18 protein-coding genes are annotated in these 17,552 nt (G+C 68.0%); 7 read left to right on the forward strand and 11 right to left on the reverse strand.

Translation table 11 applies throughout. The features are described from left to right. Positions 1 to 13: 13 nt before the first annotated feature. The 6 genes from RGI145_RS01075 to RGI145_RS01100 are packed head-to-tail and all read right to left on the reverse strand — an operon-like array spanning position 14 to position 5,432. A complete protein-coding gene (locus tag RGI145_RS01075) occupies positions 14 to 361 on the reverse strand; it encodes a DUF3325 domain-containing protein (protein ID WP_075796882.1) in 348 nt (115 codons plus the stop codon). Further along, the gene (locus RGI145_RS01080; RefSeq protein WP_208863906.1) at positions 358 to 1,941 is read right to left on the reverse strand and encodes a PepSY-associated TM helix domain-containing protein; all 1,584 of its coding nucleotides are present in this window, start codon (positions 1,939 to 1,941) and stop codon (positions 358 to 360) included. The genes RGI145_RS01075 and RGI145_RS01080 overlap by 4 nt, the downstream gene beginning before the upstream one ends. Continuing rightward, positions 1,938 to 2,273, reverse strand: a complete 336-nt coding sequence (locus RGI145_RS01085; RefSeq protein ID WP_083671014.1) for a DUF3649 domain-containing protein — start codon at positions 2,271 to 2,273, stop codon at positions 1,938 to 1,940. The genes RGI145_RS01080 and RGI145_RS01085 overlap by 4 nt, the downstream gene beginning before the upstream one ends. A gap of 11 nt (positions 2,274 to 2,284) precedes the next feature. Continuing rightward, positions 2,285 to 3,511 carry a TonB-dependent siderophore receptor gene (locus RGI145_RS01090; protein WP_237183155.1) on the reverse strand — a complete coding sequence of 409 codons (1,227 nt, stop codon included), beginning with the start codon at positions 3,509 to 3,511 and terminating at the stop codon, positions 2,285 to 2,287. A 31-nt stretch (positions 3,512 to 3,542) separates the two neighbouring features. Beyond that, positions 3,543 to 4,349 carry an IS5 family transposase gene (locus tag RGI145_RS01095; RefSeq protein WP_075796883.1) on the reverse strand — a complete coding sequence of 269 codons (807 nt, stop codon included), beginning with the start codon at positions 4,347 to 4,349 and terminating at the stop codon, positions 3,543 to 3,545. 45 nt (positions 4,350 to 4,394) lie between these two features. Further along, positions 4,395 to 5,432, reverse strand: a complete 1,038-nt coding sequence (locus tag RGI145_RS01100) for a TonB-dependent siderophore receptor (RefSeq protein ID WP_237183156.1) — start codon at positions 5,430 to 5,432, stop codon at positions 4,395 to 4,397. Positions 5,433 to 5,594: 162 nt separating this feature from the next. Between RGI145_RS01100 and RGI145_RS26140 the strand changes: the two genes are divergently transcribed. Then, positions 5,595 to 6,122 (forward strand): DUF805 domain-containing protein, encoded by a 528-nt coding sequence (locus RGI145_RS26140; RefSeq protein ID WP_418314489.1) that lies wholly within the window; start codon positions 5,595 to 5,597, stop codon positions 6,120 to 6,122. An 86-nt stretch (positions 6,123 to 6,208) separates the two neighbouring features. Here the strand turns inward: RGI145_RS26140 and RGI145_RS01110 are convergent, their stop codons facing one another. After that, positions 6,209 to 7,180, reverse strand: coding sequence for a GntR family transcriptional regulator (locus RGI145_RS01110; RefSeq protein WP_075796884.1), 972 nt, complete (start codon positions 7,178 to 7,180; stop codon positions 6,209 to 6,211). A 158-nt stretch (positions 7,181 to 7,338) separates the two neighbouring features. Here RGI145_RS01110 and RGI145_RS01115 point away from each other — a divergent pair, with 158 nt between their 5' ends. From RGI145_RS01115 to RGI145_RS01135, 5 genes are all read left to right on the forward strand, one after another. Further along, positions 7,339 to 8,484 carry a mannitol dehydrogenase family protein gene (locus tag RGI145_RS01115; RefSeq protein WP_237183158.1) on the forward strand — a complete coding sequence of 382 codons (1,146 nt, stop codon included), beginning with the start codon at positions 7,339 to 7,341 and terminating at the stop codon, positions 8,482 to 8,484. Continuing rightward, complete coding sequence (locus RGI145_RS01120) at positions 8,481 to 9,164, forward strand: amino acid ABC transporter permease (RefSeq protein WP_027280816.1); 684 nt, start codon at positions 8,481 to 8,483, stop codon at positions 9,162 to 9,164. The genes RGI145_RS01115 and RGI145_RS01120 overlap by 4 nt, the downstream gene beginning before the upstream one ends. 13 nt (positions 9,165 to 9,177) lie before the next feature. Continuing rightward, entirely contained in the window at positions 9,178 to 9,831 is a 654-nt protein-coding gene (locus RGI145_RS01125) for an amino acid ABC transporter permease (protein ID WP_027280815.1), read from the forward strand. Next, complete coding sequence (locus tag RGI145_RS01130) at positions 9,815 to 10,528, forward strand: transporter substrate-binding domain-containing protein (RefSeq protein ID WP_075796885.1); 714 nt, start codon at positions 9,815 to 9,817, stop codon at positions 10,526 to 10,528. Before RGI145_RS01125 ends, RGI145_RS01130 begins: the two co-directional genes overlap by 17 nt. A gap of 68 nt (positions 10,529 to 10,596) precedes the next feature. Next, positions 10,597 to 11,607 (forward strand): zinc-binding alcohol dehydrogenase family protein, encoded by a 1,011-nt coding sequence (locus tag RGI145_RS01135; RefSeq protein WP_075796886.1) that lies wholly within the window; start codon positions 10,597 to 10,599, stop codon positions 11,605 to 11,607. 193 nt (positions 11,608 to 11,800) lie between these two features. Here the strand turns inward: RGI145_RS01135 and RGI145_RS01140 are convergent, their stop codons facing one another. From RGI145_RS01140 to rfbF, 4 genes are all read right to left on the reverse strand, one after another. Then, positions 11,801 to 12,850 (reverse strand): NAD-dependent epimerase/dehydratase family protein, encoded by a 1,050-nt coding sequence (locus RGI145_RS01140; protein WP_075796887.1) that lies wholly within the window; start codon positions 12,848 to 12,850, stop codon positions 11,801 to 11,803. A gap of 109 nt (positions 12,851 to 12,959) precedes the next feature. Then, a complete protein-coding gene (locus RGI145_RS01145; RefSeq protein ID WP_167668215.1) occupies positions 12,960 to 13,922 on the reverse strand; it encodes a glycosyltransferase family A protein in 963 nt (320 codons plus the stop codon). A 111-nt stretch (positions 13,923 to 14,033) separates the two neighbouring features. After that, positions 14,034 to 15,293 carry a class I SAM-dependent methyltransferase gene (locus tag RGI145_RS01150; RefSeq protein ID WP_075799726.1) on the reverse strand — a complete coding sequence of 420 codons (1,260 nt, stop codon included), beginning with the start codon at positions 15,291 to 15,293 and terminating at the stop codon, positions 14,034 to 14,036. 22 nt (positions 15,294 to 15,315) lie between these two features. Next, on the reverse strand, positions 15,316 to 16,089 hold the full coding sequence (gene rfbF, locus RGI145_RS01155) for a glucose-1-phosphate cytidylyltransferase (RefSeq protein ID WP_075796889.1): 774 nt from the start codon (positions 16,087 to 16,089) through the stop codon (positions 15,316 to 15,318). Between the two features lie 428 nt (positions 16,090 to 16,517). Between rfbF and RGI145_RS01160 the strand changes: the two genes are divergently transcribed. Beyond that, on the forward strand, positions 16,518 to 17,516 hold the full coding sequence (locus RGI145_RS01160) for a 2-hydroxyacid dehydrogenase (RefSeq protein ID WP_075796890.1): 999 nt from the start codon (positions 16,518 to 16,520) through the stop codon (positions 17,514 to 17,516). Positions 17,517 to 17,552: the final 36 nt, after the last annotated feature.

Below are 17,552 nucleotides of genomic sequence, written 5' to 3' on the forward strand. Positions count from 1 at the left end.
GCCGCCGGCGCCGTCAGGCCGGTAGCAGCAGGGCTGATCCGGCCAGAACGGCGAAGGCCAGGGTGACGGCGGGCACCCGGCGCGGGGCGTAGGACAGCAACAGCGCGAGCGCCAGCGCCGCCGCGGTCAACAGGCCGAGCCAGAGCGTGATGCCGGCCCCGGCCCCTTGGGCGGTCAGCAGCAGCAGGAGCGATCCCGCCAGCAGCAGCCAGCCGCCGCCGGTCAGGCCAAGGCGGCGCAGCCGGGGAATCCGCCGTACCCCGAAGACCTGCTCGTGATGGCGCTCCATCGCCAGGCAGAGCCCGGTGAAGCCCGCATAGGCCAGGGCGAAGCTCAGAGAGACGAAGCCCAGGCCGGTCATGATCCGGCCTTCGCCGGGACGGCTTCCGCCGCCGGGCGGCGATGCAGGGTCCGGAGCCGTGGGGGTGGGGCCCGGTGCCGCGCCACCTTCCAGGCGATGGCGCCCAGGCCCAGGCCGAGCGCCAGCAAGCCGAGATCGAACCAGGCGCGCACCCAGTCCCCCCGGGCCAGGGTCTCGGACAGGGGGTGCAGCCCCAGCAGCAGGTTCCCGGCCGGCAGGGTGGCGAAAAGCAGGGCCGCCAGGGTGAACTGGTCCACCCAGCCCCGCCGCCCGCGCCGCAGCAGCGGATGCAGGAGGCAGGCGCCCCAGGCAATGAAGAAGACGTGGATCTCCCAGTCGGCACGCCCGTCCAGCCCGGCCGGCAGCAGCCGGTTGGCCCAGAGGAAGGCGCCCATGGCCACGGGCAGGCCGCCGATGGCGGCGAGGTTCAGGTGCTCGACCAGCCGCGTGCCGAAGCCCGGCCCGCCCTTCTTCGCGGCCTGCTGCCGCTGCTTGACCGCCCAGAGCAGGCAGCCCGTGGCCACCATCGCCGTGCCGGCGAGGCCGGACAGGATGAACAGGCCGCGCAGCAGGGGGCCGGCGAAACGGCCGAGATGCAGGCCGTACATCACGCCCCGCGTTTCCATCACGGCGCTGGACTGGTCCTGGGCGGAGATCAGCCGGCCGGTGGCGCCTTCGAAGAGCAGGCTCTGCATGGCGGTGGAGATGCGGTCGGCATCGCGCCGGACCAGTTGGATCGTGGCGCTGGCGTCGCCGGCATTGGTCACCGCGATGCGCCCCACCTCGCCGCCCTGCCAGCGCTGCATCGCCTGTTCCAGCAGCGGCGCCAGCGGCACGAGGGGCGCCGCCTGCCCGGAGGGACGGGAGGCCGGCGGGCTGCCGAAGAGGTCGGCGCTGAAGGCGTTGCGCCCCCCGGGATAGGTGCGGTCGATGCCCCAGGGCATGAGCATCAGCATGAAGATCACCAGGCCCGTGTAGGTGATCATCAGGTGGAAGGGCAGCGCGAGCACGGCGCCGAGATTGTGCGCGTCGAGCCAGGAGCGATGGCCCTTGCCGGGGCGGAAGGTGAAGAAGTCGGCGAAGATGCGGCGGTGGGTGATGACGCCGCTGACGATGGCCACCAGCATGAACAGCGTGCAGACGCAGATGATCCAGCGTCCCCACAGCACGCTCATGTAGTGCAGCTCGAAATGGAAGCGGTAGAAGAAGTCGCCGCCCATGGTCTTCCGCACCTCGACCGGCTGGCCGGTGGCGGGATCGAGGAACTCACTCTGGAAGCCGCGGCCGGTGGCCGATGGGGCGCGCCAGAGGACGCGGGTCACGCCCTCCCGCGTATCGGAGAGCGTGATGAACCAGGCGGGCGAGCGGGGGGCCTTCGTCTCCAGATAGGCCATGGCCGCGACGGCCGCATCCGGGGCGCTGGCGCTGGAGCGCGCGATCTCCGGACGCATCCAGTAGGAGATCTCGGGCCGGAGATAGGCGGCCGTGCCGGTCAGGAAGACGGCGAACAGGACCCACCCGACCAGCAGGCCCGACCAGGTGTGCAGCCAGGCCATGCACTGGCGGAAGCCGTCCTTCACGGCGCGTTTCCCTGAAGCAGGAGCAGGACCAGCAGCGGGGCCGCCACGATGCCGAGGCCGATCCAGGCACGCAGGGCCGAGCGCGCGGCGAAGACCCAGACGATCGCGCCGGCATAGACCGCGAAGCTCCCCATCATCCCCGCCAGCACCGCGTCCATGCGCGCCATGGGCAGCATGGCCACGGCGGTGGCGAAGAGGGCGGACAGGACGTAGCCGCCGGGCAGGGCCGCCAGGACGCGCAGGAGGATATCCAGCCTGCGCCGCCCTTCCGGCCCCATCTCCCGAATGGGCCGCAGCCGGGAGAGGGAGGGGAGGGGTCGGCCCTGCCGCATCGCCGCCACGGTCAGAAGCGGTACCGGACGGAGCCGGTGACCGTGCGGCCATAGCCGTACCAGCACCAGGCATAGCCGTAGCAGCTCGCGACATAGCGCGTATCGGCAAGGTTGTTGATGTTCACCGCTGCCTGCATGCCCTTCAGCTCCGGCATCGCCTGACCGAGATCGTAGCGCAGGGCCGCGTCGAACAGCGTCACGCCCTTCACCTTGAAGGTGTTGGCGTCGTCGCCCCAGCTCGGGCCGAGGTAGCGCACGCCGCCGCCGAGGCCAAGCCCGGACAGGAAGCCGCTTTCCGCCGGCACGGTGTAGTCGAGCCAGGCCGAGGCGGTGTGCTTCGGCTGCGCGTAGGGGACCTTCCCCTGCAGGCTCACCACGGGCCCGGTCGAGCCCGCCACCGCCGGGTAGATCGCGTAGTCCCGTCGCGTCGTGGTGTTGCTCTTGGTGTATTCCATGTCGAGATAGGCATAGGCGGCGGTGAAGCTCAGCCCGTTCCCCAGTTCGCCCTTGGCCTCCAGCTCGACGCCGCGCGAGCGCGTCTCGCCCGCCTGCACGCTGTAGTTCGGGTTGACCGGGTCGGTGGTCAGCACGTTCTGCCGCACCAGGTCATAGACTGCGGCGCTGAACAGCAGCCCGCTGCCCGGCGGCGCATAGCGCAGCCCGGCCTCGTACTGGCGGGAGGTGACGGGCTCGAAGGGCCGCAGGAAGCGGTCCGTGCCGCTCGATGGCTCGAAGCTTTCCGTGTAGCTGGCATAGGGGGCGAGGCCGTTGTCGAAGAGGTACACGGCCCCGGCGCGGCCGGTCCAGGCGTCGTTGGTCTGGCGCGGGTTGCTGGTCATCCGGCCCGTTGCCACCGACCGGTTCTCGGTGGTGGAATCGTACCAGTCGCGCCGCCCGCCGAGCAGGACGACGAGCTTGCCGAGCTTCAACTGGTCCTGGAGATAGATGCCACTCTGGTTGGTGCGCTGGCTGGCATAGGTGCTGAAGCCCGGCCAGACCGTGTTCTGGCCGCCGTAGATCGGGTCGAACAGGCTCTGCCGCCGGATCGTGGCGCCCGCCGCCGTGTTGTAGAGGGCGGAACCGGTATAGGTGTCCTGCAGGATACGCGTGTAGTCATAGCCGGCGAGGACCGTGTGCTGCACCGGCCCGGTGTCGAAATTCGCCTGGACCTGGTTGTCGATGTTGAAGACGTCGAAATCCGCGTCCGTGCCGTAGACCGAGCGGACCGTCTGCCGCATGTCCTGCGTCACCGCCGAGCCGTAGAGGCTGTTATGGACCTGCCGCGAGTAGAGCGGCCTGTTTGAGCATGAGGCAGACGAAGGCGACGAGGTGGAGATCGGCAAGGGTGCTGGCGTAGCGCTCATAGTCCTTCACCAGTCGTCGAAAACGTGTTGCCCAGGCAAAGGATCGCTCGACCACCCAGCGCCGTGGCAGCAGCACGAAGCCACGCTTGGCCTCGGGTAGCTTCACCACCTCCAGCTCAATGCCGTTCGCCCTGGCCGCATCAGCCGCCCGCGCGCCGGTATAGCCCTGGTCGACATAGGCCAGTTCGACGCTCTGCCCGGTGGAGGCCTGCACCGCCTGGGCCAGCCGCCCAACCTCGCCACGATCGTCCGCATTGGCGGCGGTCACATGCAACGCCAGCAGATGGCCCAGCGTGTCGACCGCCAGATGCAACTTGGCACCCTGCTTCCGCTTGGCGCCGTCATACCCGGCCCGCGCGCCGCTCTCCGGCGTCGAGCGGAGCGTCCGGCTATCCAGGATGGCAGCGCTGGGCTGGGCTTTGCGGCCAGCAGCCAGGCGCAGGACAGTGCGCAGATCCTCGGCCAGAGCCTCGAAGCAACCAGCCGCCAGCCAGCGCTGCGCCTGCTGATAGACCGCAGCCCAGGGCGGCAGGTCGTTGGGCATCCAGCGCCAGGGCGCCCCGGTCTTGATCACATAGCGCAGGCCGTTGAACACCTCGCGCAGCGCATGCTCGCGCTGTCCGGCGTCCTCCGGCAGCAGGGTCAGGTAGGGCGCAACCAGCGCCCATTCATCATCGGAAACGTCAGAGGGGTACGGCTTGCGGGCACTCATGCCCCACAGCCTGATCGTTACCTACCCACAGGTCCATAACAGCCTCTAGAGGCTGCGGTACTCGCCCTTCGTGTGCATGTAGCGGAAGTTCTGCCGCACCGTGAACACGTCGTTGATCCGGCGTTCCGCCAGATAGCCGATCTGGTAGTGCTCGCGGTTCAGCCGCTCGAAATCCGGGTCGCCGTCATAGTAGCGCATGCGGATGCGGCCATTCGGGTTGGGCAGCGCCGAGCCCCAGGCCGGCACGCCGCCATAGGAACCAGCTTCCGGGTCGCGCTGGTAGTGCCCGAGCAGCGTGATCCGCGTGTCGGCATCCGGGCGCCAGGTCAGCGAGGGGGTGAAGAAGTACCGCCGCACCCGCGTCTCGTCGAGTTCGCCGTCGCCCTCGGCATAGGAGCCGATGAAGCGCCCGAGCCACTCCCCCCGCTCGTCCAGCTTGCCGCTGACATCGCCGGCGAAGCGGACATAGTCGCGCGTGCCCGCCTGCAGCAGCACCTCCCGGATACGCTCCTCGGTGGGCCGCTTGCTGATGGCGTTGATCAGCCCGCCGGGCGGCGTGCTGCCGAACAGGACCGAGGCCGGGCCACGCAGCACGTCGATCCGCTCCAGCCGGTAGGTGTCGAGGCTGGGATTGGCGTCCCGCCCGCCGGCCAGCCGCAGGCCATCCAGGAACTGCGTCGGCGAGTAGCCGCGGATCGTCATCTGGTCGAGCCGCACGGCCGCCGAGCCGCGCGTCTCCGGCACCACCCCGGCGGTGTAGCGCAGCGCCTGGTTCAGGTTCAGCGCGTCGCGGGCCTGGATCTCGTCGGCGGTGATCACGGAGATCGACTGCGGCGTCTCGATGATCGGCGTGTCGGTCTTGGTGCCGGAGGCGCTGACCCCCGCCACGAAGCCGCGCACCGGGCTGGAGCCGGTTTCCGTTCTGCCCTGTACGCGGACCTCCGGCAGCGTCACGGCGCCGCTGCCGGTGCTTTCGGATTCTTGCGCCTGGGCAAGGTTAACGGGAATGGCGACGGCGGCCAGCAGGACGAGCGGAGAGACGCTGCTGCCTGTGCGGCAGCGCGTGATGGAGCGGCGCGACACTGAAACTTCCCCAGCAATGCAACAATGATTATCATTATCACATAACACGTATGTCATTTCTGTCCACCGTCGGAAGCCGGGCGGATTGCCCCTCGATGGCCGAAAGTTCAGCTTCGGCGGATGGGACGCGGCAGAAACGCTTGGAAAGCCCCGCGAAAAAGGATGGTGGCGGCCCATGACAATGCGCGGTTGACCCTGTCCGCGGTTTGGCCGACGAGCCTGCGAGACCGGAGGGAATCGTGCTTCTGTTGCGCTGGATCAGCTTCCGTGGGCGTCTGTCGCTCAAGGGCTACTGGATGGCCTATATCCTGCCGCTCTTCGCCCTGTACTGGCTCTTCGTGGGGCTGGACGCGGCGATCTTCGGGGCGCCTTCCTGGCAGCCGGTGCCTTCGCCCGTTCCTGCGGTGCAGGCGGCGGAGGCCTGGCGCTTCGAGCAGCGCTACGTCTTTTATCCCGGCGGCCCTGATCACCGGCATATGGCTTTGGGTCTCCTGGCTGCCCGGCCTCGCCGGCATGACCAAGCGGTGGCACGACAGGGGCCGCAGCGGCTGGTGGAACCTGCTCCTGCTGCTGCCTTTCATCGGCTGGCTCTGGCTGTTCATCAGCCTGTGCTGCCGGGACGGCACCCGGGGCCCGAACCGCTATGGTCCGGACCCGCTGGAGGTCCTGCCCCAGGCAGCAGGGGGATAGGGCGAGGCCGGTCGTCGCCGCCGCATCGGAGGGCCGCGCTCGCGTGGCCGGGCGTGACAGAGGCCCAGTGGCACCCCGAATGCCCCTTATCCAGCGGCTTTTCGCGGGTTCAACTCCGGCGGCGCCGGTGCCGTGCCGTTCCCCGGCTTCCGCTCCTCCCCCTGGAGCGGACCGGTCACGATCGACCGCAGCATCGTGGCCCTGGCGCTGCGCAGATGCGCGCGGCATTTCGCGTCGATCAAACGCAGGTCCCGGCTGCGCAGCGCCGCGATATAGTCCAGGTGCTCGCCGATGGCGACGATGTTCCGTTCCTTCTCGTCCGTCTTGTCCCACTGGTAGTGGTAGTGGAAGATGATCGAGATCACGTCGTAGAACTCGCGGATGAAGCGGTTGTGCGACGCCTCGTGGATCAGCCGGTGAAGCCGTTCGTCGAGGCGTGAGAAATCGCTGTAGCGGCTGTCGATGTGCCGCAGCAGGTCGCGATGCTCCCGCTCGATCGTATCCAGGGCCGCCCAGGCCGGGGCGGTGTCGTCCAGGCTGACGAAGCGCCGCGCGGAGCGGAGCTCGAACATCTCCCGGATCTCGTAGATCTCCGTGGCGAAGCCGGTCGTCACGCCCTTGAAGATCCAGCCGCTGTTGGCGCGCCGTTCCATCAGGCCGAACTGGCTGAAGCGCGTCAGGTACTCCCGGACCGCCGTGGTGGAGGTGCCGAACTGCCGCGCCAGCTCGGCGCTGTTGATCGTCTGGCCGGGGCGGTAATCGCCGGTCAGCACCATCTGCATGAACTTGCGCTCCACGATCTGCGCGGCGCCCTCGGTTTGCGGGTCGGGAAAGTGGTCCTGCGGACCGGGATGGCGCGCGAGATGGCGCCCCGTCCCATCGCTCCGCAGGATTCCCACCTCGGTCAGCCCGGCCAGGATGGCACGCACCGTGGTCCGGCTCACGCCCAGCCGTGCCGCGAGCGCGGCCTCCGAAAGGGGGAGGGGCCCCAGGGGCCGTTCCGCCAGGAGATCCAGGCAGCAGTTGAAGCTTCTCTTGTAGAGCGTGTTCGTCTTCATCGCGCTCCTTCCCGGCCCGCAGGTGCCGGACGGTTCTTTTGGCGGTACTTTGTACATTAAAAACCGATTGACAGGCTTCGCCTACCTGTTCTTTATGCAAAAACATACATAAGTCAGAAGACCGGGAGAGAAGCGCGTATGGATGAGGTCTGTTCGCCTTGCCGCACCCGATGGATGCCGGCGTGACCGGCCGCATCGTCCAGTTCGGCACCAGCCGCTTCCTGCAGGCCCATGTCGATCTCTTCGTGCACGAGGCCAGGCAGTCCGGTCAGGAGGCCGGCCCCATCACGGTCGTCCAGACCTCGGGGGATGCGGCGCGGGCCGGCCGCGTGGCAGCCTTCGGGCGTCCGGAAGGCTATCCGGTGCTGATCCGGGGCATTGAGGACGGCCGGCCCGTCGAGCGTTCGGTCACCGTCACCAGCATCGACCAGGGCCTTTCCGCCGGCACGGATTGGGAAGAGCTGGAACGGCTCTTCGCCGGGGAGGCCGCCTATGTGGTCTCCAACACGGGCGACATGGGCTATGCGGTGGCGGAGGCGGATCGCGGCCCGGCCCTGCTGGACGGCGTGCCAGCCTCCTTTCCCGGCAAGCTGACCCGCCTGCTGCATGCGCGCTGGCGGGCTGGCGGCCGGCCGATCACCATCCTGCCCTGCGAGCTGGTCAACCGGAACGGCCAGGTGCTGCAGGCGCTGGTCCTGGAACTGGCGGCGCAGGCGGCGCTGCCGGAGGGCTTCCGCGACTGGCTGCGCGAAGGCGTGACCTGGACGGACACGCTGGTGGACCGGATCGTCTCCGAGGCGCTGGAGCCGGTCGGCGCCGTCGCCGAACCCTATGCGATCTGGGTCATCGAACGCCGCCCCGGGCTCGTCCCGCCCTGTACCCACCCCGCCATCGTGCTGGCGGAGGAGCTGGAGCCGCATGAGCGGCTGAAGCTGCACATCCTGAATCTTGGCCATACCGTCCTCGCGGATCTCTGGCTGCGGGAGGGCCGACGCGCGGACGAAACGGTGCGCGAGATCCTGGCCGACACGGCGGTGGCGGACCGGCTCGGCCGGATCTACCGCGAGGAAGTGCTGCCCGGCTTCGCCCTCAAAGGTATGGGAGCGCAGGCGGAGGCCTATGCAGCCACCACGCTGGACCGTTTCCGGAACCCCTTCCTGAACCACCGGATCGCCGACATCGCGCAGAACCAAGCCACGAAGGTGGAGCGGCGGATCGGCGCCTTCCTGCACTGGCTGGGCGAGGCGAGGGGGGCGACGCCGATGCTGGACGCGGTGCTGGCGCGGCAGGAAGGCCGCGGATGACCTACCAGTTCGACTTCTCCGCGCTGCTGCCCTACTGGCGCGAGTTCGCCGAGGGCGTCTGGCTGACATTGCAGCTCTCCGCCGTCTCGACCGTCTTCGGCTTCATCGGCGGCGCGCTCTGTGCCATCGCCCGGACGGATGGGGCACCCTGGCTGAAGCGCCTCGTCGGCGCCTATGTCGAGGCCATCCGCAACACGCCGCTGCTGGTGCAGATCTTCCTGATCTATTTCGGCATCGCCGTTCTGGGCATCCGCGTCGATGCGAACCTGGCCGCGGTGATCGCGCTGGTGGTGAACGTGGTCGCCTATACCTGCGAGATCATGCGCGCGGGCATCGAGAGCGTGCACAAGGCGCAGATCGAGGCGGCGGAATGCCTGGGGCTCAGCCGTGCCCAGACCTACTGGCATGTGGTGCTGCGCCCGGCCATCGAGCGGGTCTATCCGGCGCTGGTCAGCCAGTACGTGCTGCTGATGCTGGCCTCCTCCATCACCTCGCAGATCTCGGCGGAGGAGCTGACGGCGGTGGCCAACCGCATCCAGTCCGACACCTTCCGCTCCTTCGAGACCTATATCGTGGTCGGCCTGCTCTATCTCGCCTTGTCCTTCGTGGTGCGCTGGGCCTTCTGGGGCTTCGGCATGCTGGTCTTCACCCGCCGCCGCAAGCTCGGCACGGCGCTGTAGGAGGCGGGACATCATGCCAAGCTTCGGCCTCGGCCATCTCGAATTCCTCCTCGTCGCGGCGTGCTGGACCATCGCGCTCTCGGCCGTGGCCTTTGTCGGCGGCGGGCTGCTGGGCTTCCTGGTCGCGCTGGCGCGGATCTCCGACAATCCGCTGCTGCGCCGCGCCGCCGCGGGCTATGTACAGGTGGTGCAGGGCACGCCGCTGCTGATCCTGCTCTTCCTGATCTATTTCGGCCTGCCCATCCTCGGCTTCGAGAACGTGCCGGCACTGCTGGCCGCGGGCCTCGGCCTGACCGTCTATTCCTCCGGCTTCCTGGGCGAGATCTGGCGCGGCTGCATCGAGAGCGTGCCGAAGACCCAGTGGGAGGCCGCGGAATGCCTTGCCATGACGCGCTGGCAGCGCATGACGCGGGTGATCCTGCCGCAGGCCATGCGTATCGCCACGGCGCCGACCGTTGGCTTCCTGGTGCAGATCGTCAAGAACACCTCGCTCGCCTCGGTGGTCGGCTTCGTGGAACTGTCCCAGGCCGGGAAGCTGATCAACAACTCCACCTTCGAGCCCTTCCGCGTCTTCATGACCGTCGCGGTGCTCTACTTCCTCATCTGCTACCCGCTCTCGGCCTGGAGCCGTGGGCTGGAAAGGAGGCTCAATGTCGGCCGTCGTTAAGCTCGACAATGTCCACAAGAGCTTCGGCCCGCTGAAGGTCCTGGACGGCGTTTCCTTCGCGGTGGACCGGGGTGAGGTCGTGGCGGTGATCGGCCAGTCCGGCTCCGGCAAGTCCACCGCGCTGCGCTGCATCAATGCGCTGGAGAGCATCGAGAGCCCCAACCGCGTGCCCTTTCTGCTGACCGGCAAGGCGGACATGGTCATCGCCTCCTTCTCCGTGACCGAGGAGCGGCAGAAGGTGATCGACTTCTCCCGTCCCTATGGCGTCATCCAGATCGTGGTGGCCGCGAAGAAGGGGACGGACATCAAGGACTATGCCGCCCTGGCCGGCAAGCGTGTCGGCACCACGCGCGGCAGCTCCAACGACAAGGAATTCACCTCGCTCAACACCGGCGCGCAGATCGTCCGCTATGACGACGATGCGACGCTGGTGACGGCGCTGGTCTCCGGCCAGGTGGATATCATGGCGACCTCGCCGCAGATCATGGCCACGGCCAATACGCGGGCAGGCGGCGACCCGTTCGAGGTGAAGCTGGTGATCAAGACCAACCCCTATGCCATCGGCATCCGCAAGGGCGACACCGCGCTCAAGGCGGCGCTGGACCAGTGGATCGCCGCCAACCTGGAAAACGGCAAGCTGCGCGAGATCTACAAGAAGTACAACGGCGTCGCCCTGCCCGAGCAGATGCCGGCCTGATGCCAACGCGCCGGCCTGCCTCCATGCGGCGGGCTGGCCGCCAGACCTGAACAGCGGAAGACACGACCATGAAGGTGCTGATCTGCGACGAACCCGGCAAGCTGTCGGTGATCGACCGGCCCGAGCCGAAGCCGGGGCCGGGCGAGGCGCTGGTGCGCATCAGGCGCGTCGGCATCTGCGGCACCGATTTCCACATCTTCCAGGGTAAGCATCCCTTCCTGGAATACCCACGTGTCATGGGCCATGAGCTCTCCGGCACGGTGGAGAGCGCGCCGGAGGGGAGCGGCCTCCAGGCCGGGCAGAACGTCTATATCGTGCCCTATCTGAGTTGCGGCCGCTGCGTCGCCTGCCGCAAGGGCATCACCAATGCCTGCCAGAACATCAGCGTGCTGGGCGTCCACAAGGATGGCGGCATGGCGGAGCTCCTCTGCGTGCCCGTCGGCAATGTGGTGCCCGTGGGCGACACGCCGCTGGAGGATGCGGCGATGACCGAGTTCCTCGCCATCGGCGCGCATGGCGTGAAGCGCGGCGGCATCTCGGCGCAGGACCGTGTCCTGGTGGTCGGCTCCGGTCCGATCGGCATGTCGGCCATCATCTTCGCCAAGGCGCGCGGGGCCCATGTCACGGTGATGGACATGCGCGAGGATCGACTGGCCTTCACGCAGGACAGGCTGGGCGCCGATGCGCTGCTGCTGGCCAATGACGAGGCGGAGGCAAAGGCGGCGGCGGCCACGGATGGCGATTTCTTCGATGCCGTGATCGACTGCACGGGCAATCTGGCGGCGATGCAGCGCGGCTTCGGCTTCGTCGGCCACGGTGGCCGCTATGTCCTGGTCTCCGTGGTGCGGGACAACGTGACCTTCTCGGACCCGGAGTTCCACAAGCGCGAGACCACGCTTTTCGCCAGCCGCAACGCCCAGCCGGACGATTTCGCCGAGGTCGTGCGCCAGATGCGGGCCGGCAAGGTCCCGACGCAGGCCCTCAACACCCATCGTGGCCCGCTTTCCGCCGGGCCGGAACTGTTCCGCGACTGGCTGCGGCCGGAAGCGGGCGTCATCAAGGCCATTCTGGAGATCTGAACCCGGCCGGCGGCACGGCGCGGCTCCTGCCGCCGCGCCTGTGTCCAATCCTGGGTGGTTCCGCCTCTCCCCCGGAATCTGCCTGGAGGTGGCAAAGCCAGCCTGTGACCCGGTCCCGAAGAGCGGACGGAAGCGCGGAGGACAGGGCGAGAGGCAGCGCCTCTCACCCGGAGACCGGACCGTGGGTACGACGCTACTGGCGGACCCAGCGGATATCCGGTGAAAGGCGCCCGCTGTCGATATGGCGGGAAAGGGTGTGCAGCCGGATATAGGGTGAGCTGCGGAACTCCGGATCGTTGAATTCGATCCGGCGCAGCCCGTCGATCAGCCCGGCGATCGCCTCGTCCAGCGTCACCTGCGGCTGGTACTGCGGCGCCAGTTCGCGGAACAGGCTGAAATCCACGCGGTAGGAGCGGCGGTCGGGCGGGGCATCGGTGTTGATGCTCACCTGGGTGCCGGGAAGCTGCGCCGCGACTTCCTGGGCCAGATCGCGCACCTGATAGTTCCACTGCTCGCTGCCGGCATTCACCACCAGGAACGGGCCGCCATTCTCGGGCTTGCGGGTGGCGGCCCATTCGATGGCGCGCGCCATGTCCTTCACATGGATCAACGGGCGCCAGGGCGAGCCGTCGCTCAGCACGGTGATCCGGCCGGAGGTCAGGGCGCAGGCCACGAAATCGTTCAGCACGAGGTCGAGGCGAAGGCGGTCCGACATGCCGCAGGCGGTGGCGAAGCGCAGGCAGGTGATGGTCATGTCGCCCGCGTCGAACTGGCGCAGCCCATCCTCCGTGCCGACCTTGGAGCGGGCATAGGCGGTCAGCGGGTCGGTGCCGTCGCCCTCGCGCTTCGCCCCTTCGGAGGCCGCGCCATAGACGCTGCAGGAGGAGGCGAAGACGAAGTGCTTCACCCCGGCATCGCGGGCGAGCTCGGCCATCTTCAGGCTTGCGCGATAGTTGATGGCCTCGGTGGGAGCCTCGAAATTCTTGCCCATCGGATCGTTGGACAGGGCGGAAAGGTGCACCACCGCATCCACGCCCTTCAGCAGGATGGCGGGGAAGGTTCGCACGTCGCCGAAATGCTGCGCATCCAGCAGCACCTCGGGCATGGCGTCGGGGGTGGTCAGGCAATGCGCGAAAAGCCCGCTGTCGAAGCCGATGAGCTCGGCCTGCGGGAAGCGCTGCCGCAAATGCCGGACCAAGACGGGGCCGACATAGCCCATGTTGCCGGTGATCAGAACGCGCATCCTGGTCCTTGCCCCTGATGGAAGCTGCCATGCCCCGCGAAAGGGGGCGTCATGGAAACCGGGCCGGGCAGTACGGGCCGGGTCTCCTCCGTTGAAAGCCGCATCCGTTTCAGGCCCGCCGCACGGCGCCGAAACGGCGCAAGTGCCGCACGCCCGGCAGGGCGGTCAGCACGAGATGATAGAAGGTCTTCGGCAGGTCCTGCCGCCAGGCGTAGTGCCCGGACAGGAGCACGCGCACCGCCTCGCGGCGGCGGTGGCCCAGGGCATGCTCCAGCACCGCCTGGGGCGCGAGGTCCCGCCAGAGCTGGTCGCGCGCCCGGGCTTCGGCGGGCGACAGGTCGCGGAGGCCGGCGAGATGGTCATAGAGCCGCGCCACGACATCGCCGCGCATCCCCGCCTCCCGCCGCGCGGGGAGGCGGTGGAGGCTGGTCGGCCGGTCGATGAAGGCGAAGGCATGGCCGCGATAGGCCATGGCCAGCCGGATGCCGAAATCCGTGTCGCCCGCCAGCCCGACCTCGGACACGTCGCGGTAGCCGATCTGGCGTGCGACGTCGCTGCGGATCAGGGCGCCGTCGCGGGGGATCTGCCGCCACAGGGCGCAGACCAGCAGGTCGTAGCGGGTCCCGGCCTCGGCGGCGATCCGCCGGTGGCGTCCGTTATGGCGCGCCGTGTCCTCGGCGGAGAACTCGCCGGAGGCCAGGATGCAGTGCTGGACGCCATAGGCGGCGACCACGTCCGGGTTGGCCCGGTAGGCGGCGTCCAGCGCCGTGACGGCGCCGGGCAGCAGCGCGCCGTCGTCCTGCAGGATGACCAGCCTTTCGCCGCGCGCGCGGTCGATCAGCCGGTTCAGGAAGCCATTGAGGTCGGGCGCTGGCCGGCTGCGCCAGTGGCGGAGGGTGATGCCATCCGGCAGGGGCAGGGCGCGCAGCAGCCTGCCCACCTCGTCGCCCTGCGAGGCGTCGCAGACATCGATCTCCAGGGGGCGGTAATCCTGCTCCAGGCAGGATCGCATCGCCTGCAGCAGCGAAGGCCGGCCGCGGGCCGGGATGCCGATGGTGATGAGACCGCTCATGTCCTGCACCCCCCGTTCCACATCCCGTCCCTTCGATCCGTCCCGCACGCGATCCCTTCCTGTTCCCGGATATGCCATGGGCAGGCTCGCCGCCTGCCCATGGCTCCGGGACTAGAGGATCTTCAGCTCCGGGATCGGCACCACGAACTTCCCGCCCCATTCGCGGATCGCCGCCATCTGCTCGACGATCTCGTCCTTGAAGTTCCAGGGCAGGATCAGGACGTAGTCGGGCTTGGCGTCGAGGATCGCCTGCGGCGCCTTGATGGGGATGCGCACGCCCGGCAGGAGATGGCCCTGCTTGTGGTGGCTGCGGTCCACGGTGAAGGGGATCAGCTCCGGGCCCACGCCGCAGTAGTTCAGCAGCGTGTTGCCCTTGGCCGGAGCGCCGTAGCCGGCGACGACCTTGCCCTCGGCCCGGGCCTCGATCAGGAAGCGCAGCAGGTCGCACTTGATCTTGACGGTGCTGGCCGCGAAGGCGCGATAGGCGTCGAGGCCGTAGAGCCCGTAATCCTTCTCGGCATCGCGGATCTTCTGCACCGCGGGCAGCTCCGCCAGCGCCGTGTTCTCGGCATGCCGCGCGAAGACACGCAGCGAGCCGCCATGGGTCGGCACTTCCTCGATGTCGAAGACGGTCAGGCCGTGATCCGCCAGCGCCCGCTCCACCGCCAGCAGCGAGAGGTAGGAGAAGTGCTCGTGGTAGATCGTGTCGAACTGGTTCTCCTGCATCAGCTTCAGCAGGTGCGGGAACTCGAAGGTCACCACGCCGTCCGGCGCCAGGAGGATGCGGAAGCCCTCCAGGAAGTCGTGCATGTCGGGCACATGCGCCAGCACGTTGTTGGCGGCCATCTGCTTCGGCGCATGGCCGGCGGCGCGCAGGCGGGTGGCCGTCTCGGCGCCGAAGAAGGCGACCTCGGTCGGGATACCCTTGGCGATCGCCTCCTGCGCCACGTTGGCCGCCGGATCGACGCCGAGCACCTGGATGCCCATCGCCTTGAAGTACTGCAGCAGGTAGCCGTCGTTGCTGGCGATCTCGACCACCAGCGAATCCGGCGTCAGGCCGAAGCGCTCGGTCATGCGCTTCGCATAGGTCTCCGCATGCCGCAGCCAGGCGTCGGAGAACGAGGAGAAGTAGAGGTAGTCGCCGAAGATGGCCTGTGGCGTCTCGAACTCGGAAAGCTGCACCAGCTTGCAGTCGTCGCAGACGAAGGCGTGCAGCGGATAGAAGGGCTCCATCGCATAGGCGCGCTCCGCCGGCACGAAGGAGTTCGCCAGCGGCGACATGTTGAGGTCGGAGAAGGTGGTGCGCAGCGGGGCGCTGCAAAGGCGGCAGCAGCCGGCCTTGGCCGTCGCGGCAACAAGCTGTTCGGTCATCACGTTGTCCATTGTTGCGCTCTCACCAGACCTTCCAGGGGGCTTCGCCGCTGGCCCAGAGTTCCTCCAGGTGCTTCTTGTCCTTCAGCGTGTCCATCGAATACCAGAAACCCATGTGCTTGTAGGCCATGAGCTCGCCATCGCGGGCCAGGCCCTCCATGGGGCTGCGTTCGAAGACCGAGCTGTCGCCGTCCAGATAGCGGAACACCTGCGGGCCGAGCACGAAGAAGCCGCCGTTGATCAGGTTGTTGTCGCCGAGCGGCTTCTCGCGGAACTGGGTCACGCGGTCGCCGTCGAGCTCCAGCGAGCCGAAGCGGGCGGGCGGCGGCACGGCGGTCACGGTGGCGTGGCGGCCATGGGCCTCGTGGAAGGCGATGGCCTGCCGGACATCGAGGTCGGTGACGCCGTCGCCATAGGTCATGCAGAAGCTCTCACCCTCCAGGTGCTCCCGCACCCGGCGGAGACGGCCGCCGGTCATGGTCTCGATGCCGGTATCGACCAGGGTGATCTTCCAGGGTTCCGCCGTATGCCGCAGCATGGTGGTCGTGCCCGAGGTCAGGTCCACCGTCAGGTCCGAGGCATGCAGGTAGTAGTCGGCGAAATACTGCTTGATCATGTGACCCTTGTAGCCGAGCGGGATCACGAACTCGGTGATCCCCGCCGCGGCATAGATCTTCATGATGTGCCACAGGATCGGCCGGCCCCCGACCTCCACCATCGGCTTGGGGCGCGTATCGGTTTCCTCCATCAGGCGCGTGCCGTAGCCGCCTGACAGGATGACCGCCTTTCTAACCATGAGCCGACCTCTCTTGGAATTCGCGACACCGCCCGGAAGAGACACCCAGGTATGTGGCGTATCAGCTTCGTTGCTCGGGCGATTTAAAGAGACGATACCGGGCACTCCGACAGATTTCTAGCCTAAACTGCACCGCAGCGATGTTTCTGTGGAGAAATCTCATAAATAAAACGATATTCACTGTTTCGTGAGCATGATTCATGCCACGCCGGCACCCTCGATCCACCGGAGAAGGACGCCGGAACAAGGGTCTGGCACCGATTCGCGGGCCGTCCCCTTTCCCCGGCGCCGCACCAGAGGTTGCGATCCTGGAAGCTGCGTCGGTGCGAGACGATGGCCGTTGGGAGAGCCGGATGCCCTGTCGGCTTTTCCGGCTGGACTTCGGTGCCGCCCGTGGTGACCCTGCCAGGGTCAGCAGGGAACCCGCCATGAAAGTCGCCGTGTTCAGTGCCAAGCGCTATGACCGGGCGCTGCTGACAGAGGCCAACCTGCATCATGGTCATGCGCTGACCTTCCAGGAGGCGATGCTGGGGCCGGAGACGGTCGTCCTGGCCGCCGGCTATCCGGCGGTCAGCGTCTTCGTGAACGACCGGGTGGATGCCGGGGTGCTGGCGGCCCTGGCCAGGGGCGGCACCCGGCTGGTCGCCACCCGGTCGACCGGCTTCAACCAGATCGACCTGGAGGCTGCCCGGGAACAGGGTATCCGCGTGGTCCGTGTGACGGACTATTCACCCTATTCCGTGGCGGAGTTCGCGGTCGGCCTGCTGCTGACCCTGAACCGCCGCATCCACCGGGCCTATGAGCGCACCCGCGGCGGCAATTTCGAGCTGGACGGGCTGATGGGCTTCGACCTGCATGGCCGCACCGTCGGGGTGATCGGCACCGGCAAGATCGGCAAGGTCTTCGCCGGGATCATGCGTGGCTTCGGCTGCACCGTCCTGGGCCACGATGTCTATCCCGATCCGGGCTTCGAGGCGCTGGGCGGCCGCTACGTCCCGGTGGAGCAGCTGATGCGGGAAAGCGACGTCGTTTCCCTGCACTGCCCGCTGACACCGGAAACCCGCCATATCATCAATGCGGACAGCCTGTCCCTGGTGAAGCCCGGACTGATCCTGGTGAACACCAGCCGCGGCGGGCTGGTGGACACCAACGCGGCCATCGGTGCCCTGAAGAACGGCCTGCTGGGCGGCCTGGCCATCGACGTGTACGAGCAGGAGGCCGACCTGTTCTTCCGCGACCTGTCGAGCGACATCATCACCGACGACGTGATCCAGCGCCTCGTTTCCTTCCCCAACGTGCTGCTGACCGGCCACCAGGCCTTCTTCACCCGGGAGGCGATCGGCACGATCTGCGCGACCACGCTGGACAGCATCAGCGCCTTCGAGCGCGGCGAACCCCTGGTCAACGAGATCCGCGCCCCGGACTGAGGGCGGCCGCTTTACCTGCCCATTCCGGCACAATGC

The organism is Roseomonas gilardii, from assembly GCF_001941945.1.
Classification (GTDB): Bacteria; Pseudomonadota; Alphaproteobacteria; order Acetobacterales; family Acetobacteraceae; genus Roseomonas.

Bases quoted from the DNA above. Each gene is read 5' to 3' on its own strand.
- RGI145_RS01075 (WP_075796882.1), bottom strand. From the start codon at position 361: ATGACCGGCCTGGGCTTCGTCTCTCTGAGCTTCGCCCTGGCCTATGCG.
- RGI145_RS01085 (WP_083671014.1), bottom strand. From the start codon at position 2,273: ATGCGGCAGGGCCGACCCCTCCCCTCCCTCTCCCGGCTGCGGCCCATT.
- RGI145_RS01090 (WP_237183155.1), bottom strand. From the start codon at position 3,511: ATGCGGCAGACGGTCCGCTCGGTCTACGGCACGGACGCGGATTTCGAC.
- RGI145_RS01095 (WP_075796883.1), bottom strand. From the start codon at position 4,349: ATGAGTGCCCGCAAGCCGTACCCCTCTGACGTTTCCGATGATGAATGG.
- RGI145_RS26140 (WP_418314489.1), top strand. From the start codon at position 5,595: ATGGTGGCGGCCCATGACAATGCGCGGTTGACCCTGTCCGCGGTTTGG.
- RGI145_RS01110 (WP_075796884.1), bottom strand. From the start codon at position 7,180: ATGAAGACGAACACGCTCTACAAGAGAAGCTTCAACTGCTGCCTGGAT.
- RGI145_RS01120 (WP_027280816.1), top strand. From the start codon at position 8,481: ATGACCTACCAGTTCGACTTCTCCGCGCTGCTGCCCTACTGGCGCGAG.
- RGI145_RS01125 (WP_027280815.1), top strand. From the start codon at position 9,178: ATGCCAAGCTTCGGCCTCGGCCATCTCGAATTCCTCCTCGTCGCGGCG.
- RGI145_RS01130 (WP_075796885.1), top strand. From the start codon at position 9,815: ATGTCGGCCGTCGTTAAGCTCGACAATGTCCACAAGAGCTTCGGCCCG.
- RGI145_RS01135 (WP_075796886.1), top strand. From the start codon at position 10,597: ATGAAGGTGCTGATCTGCGACGAACCCGGCAAGCTGTCGGTGATCGAC.
- RGI145_RS01140 (WP_075796887.1), bottom strand. From the start codon at position 12,850: ATGCGCGTTCTGATCACCGGCAACATGGGCTATGTCGGCCCCGTCTTG.
- RGI145_RS01145 (WP_167668215.1), bottom strand. From the start codon at position 13,922: ATGAGCGGTCTCATCACCATCGGCATCCCGGCCCGCGGCCGGCCTTCG.
- RGI145_RS01150 (WP_075799726.1), bottom strand. From the start codon at position 15,293: ATGACCGAACAGCTTGTTGCCGCGACGGCCAAGGCCGGCTGCTGCCGC.
- rfbF (WP_075796889.1), bottom strand. From the start codon at position 16,089: ATGGTTAGAAAGGCGGTCATCCTGTCAGGCGGCTACGGCACGCGCCTG.
- RGI145_RS01160 (WP_075796890.1), top strand. From the start codon at position 16,518: ATGAAAGTCGCCGTGTTCAGTGCCAAGCGCTATGACCGGGCGCTGCTG.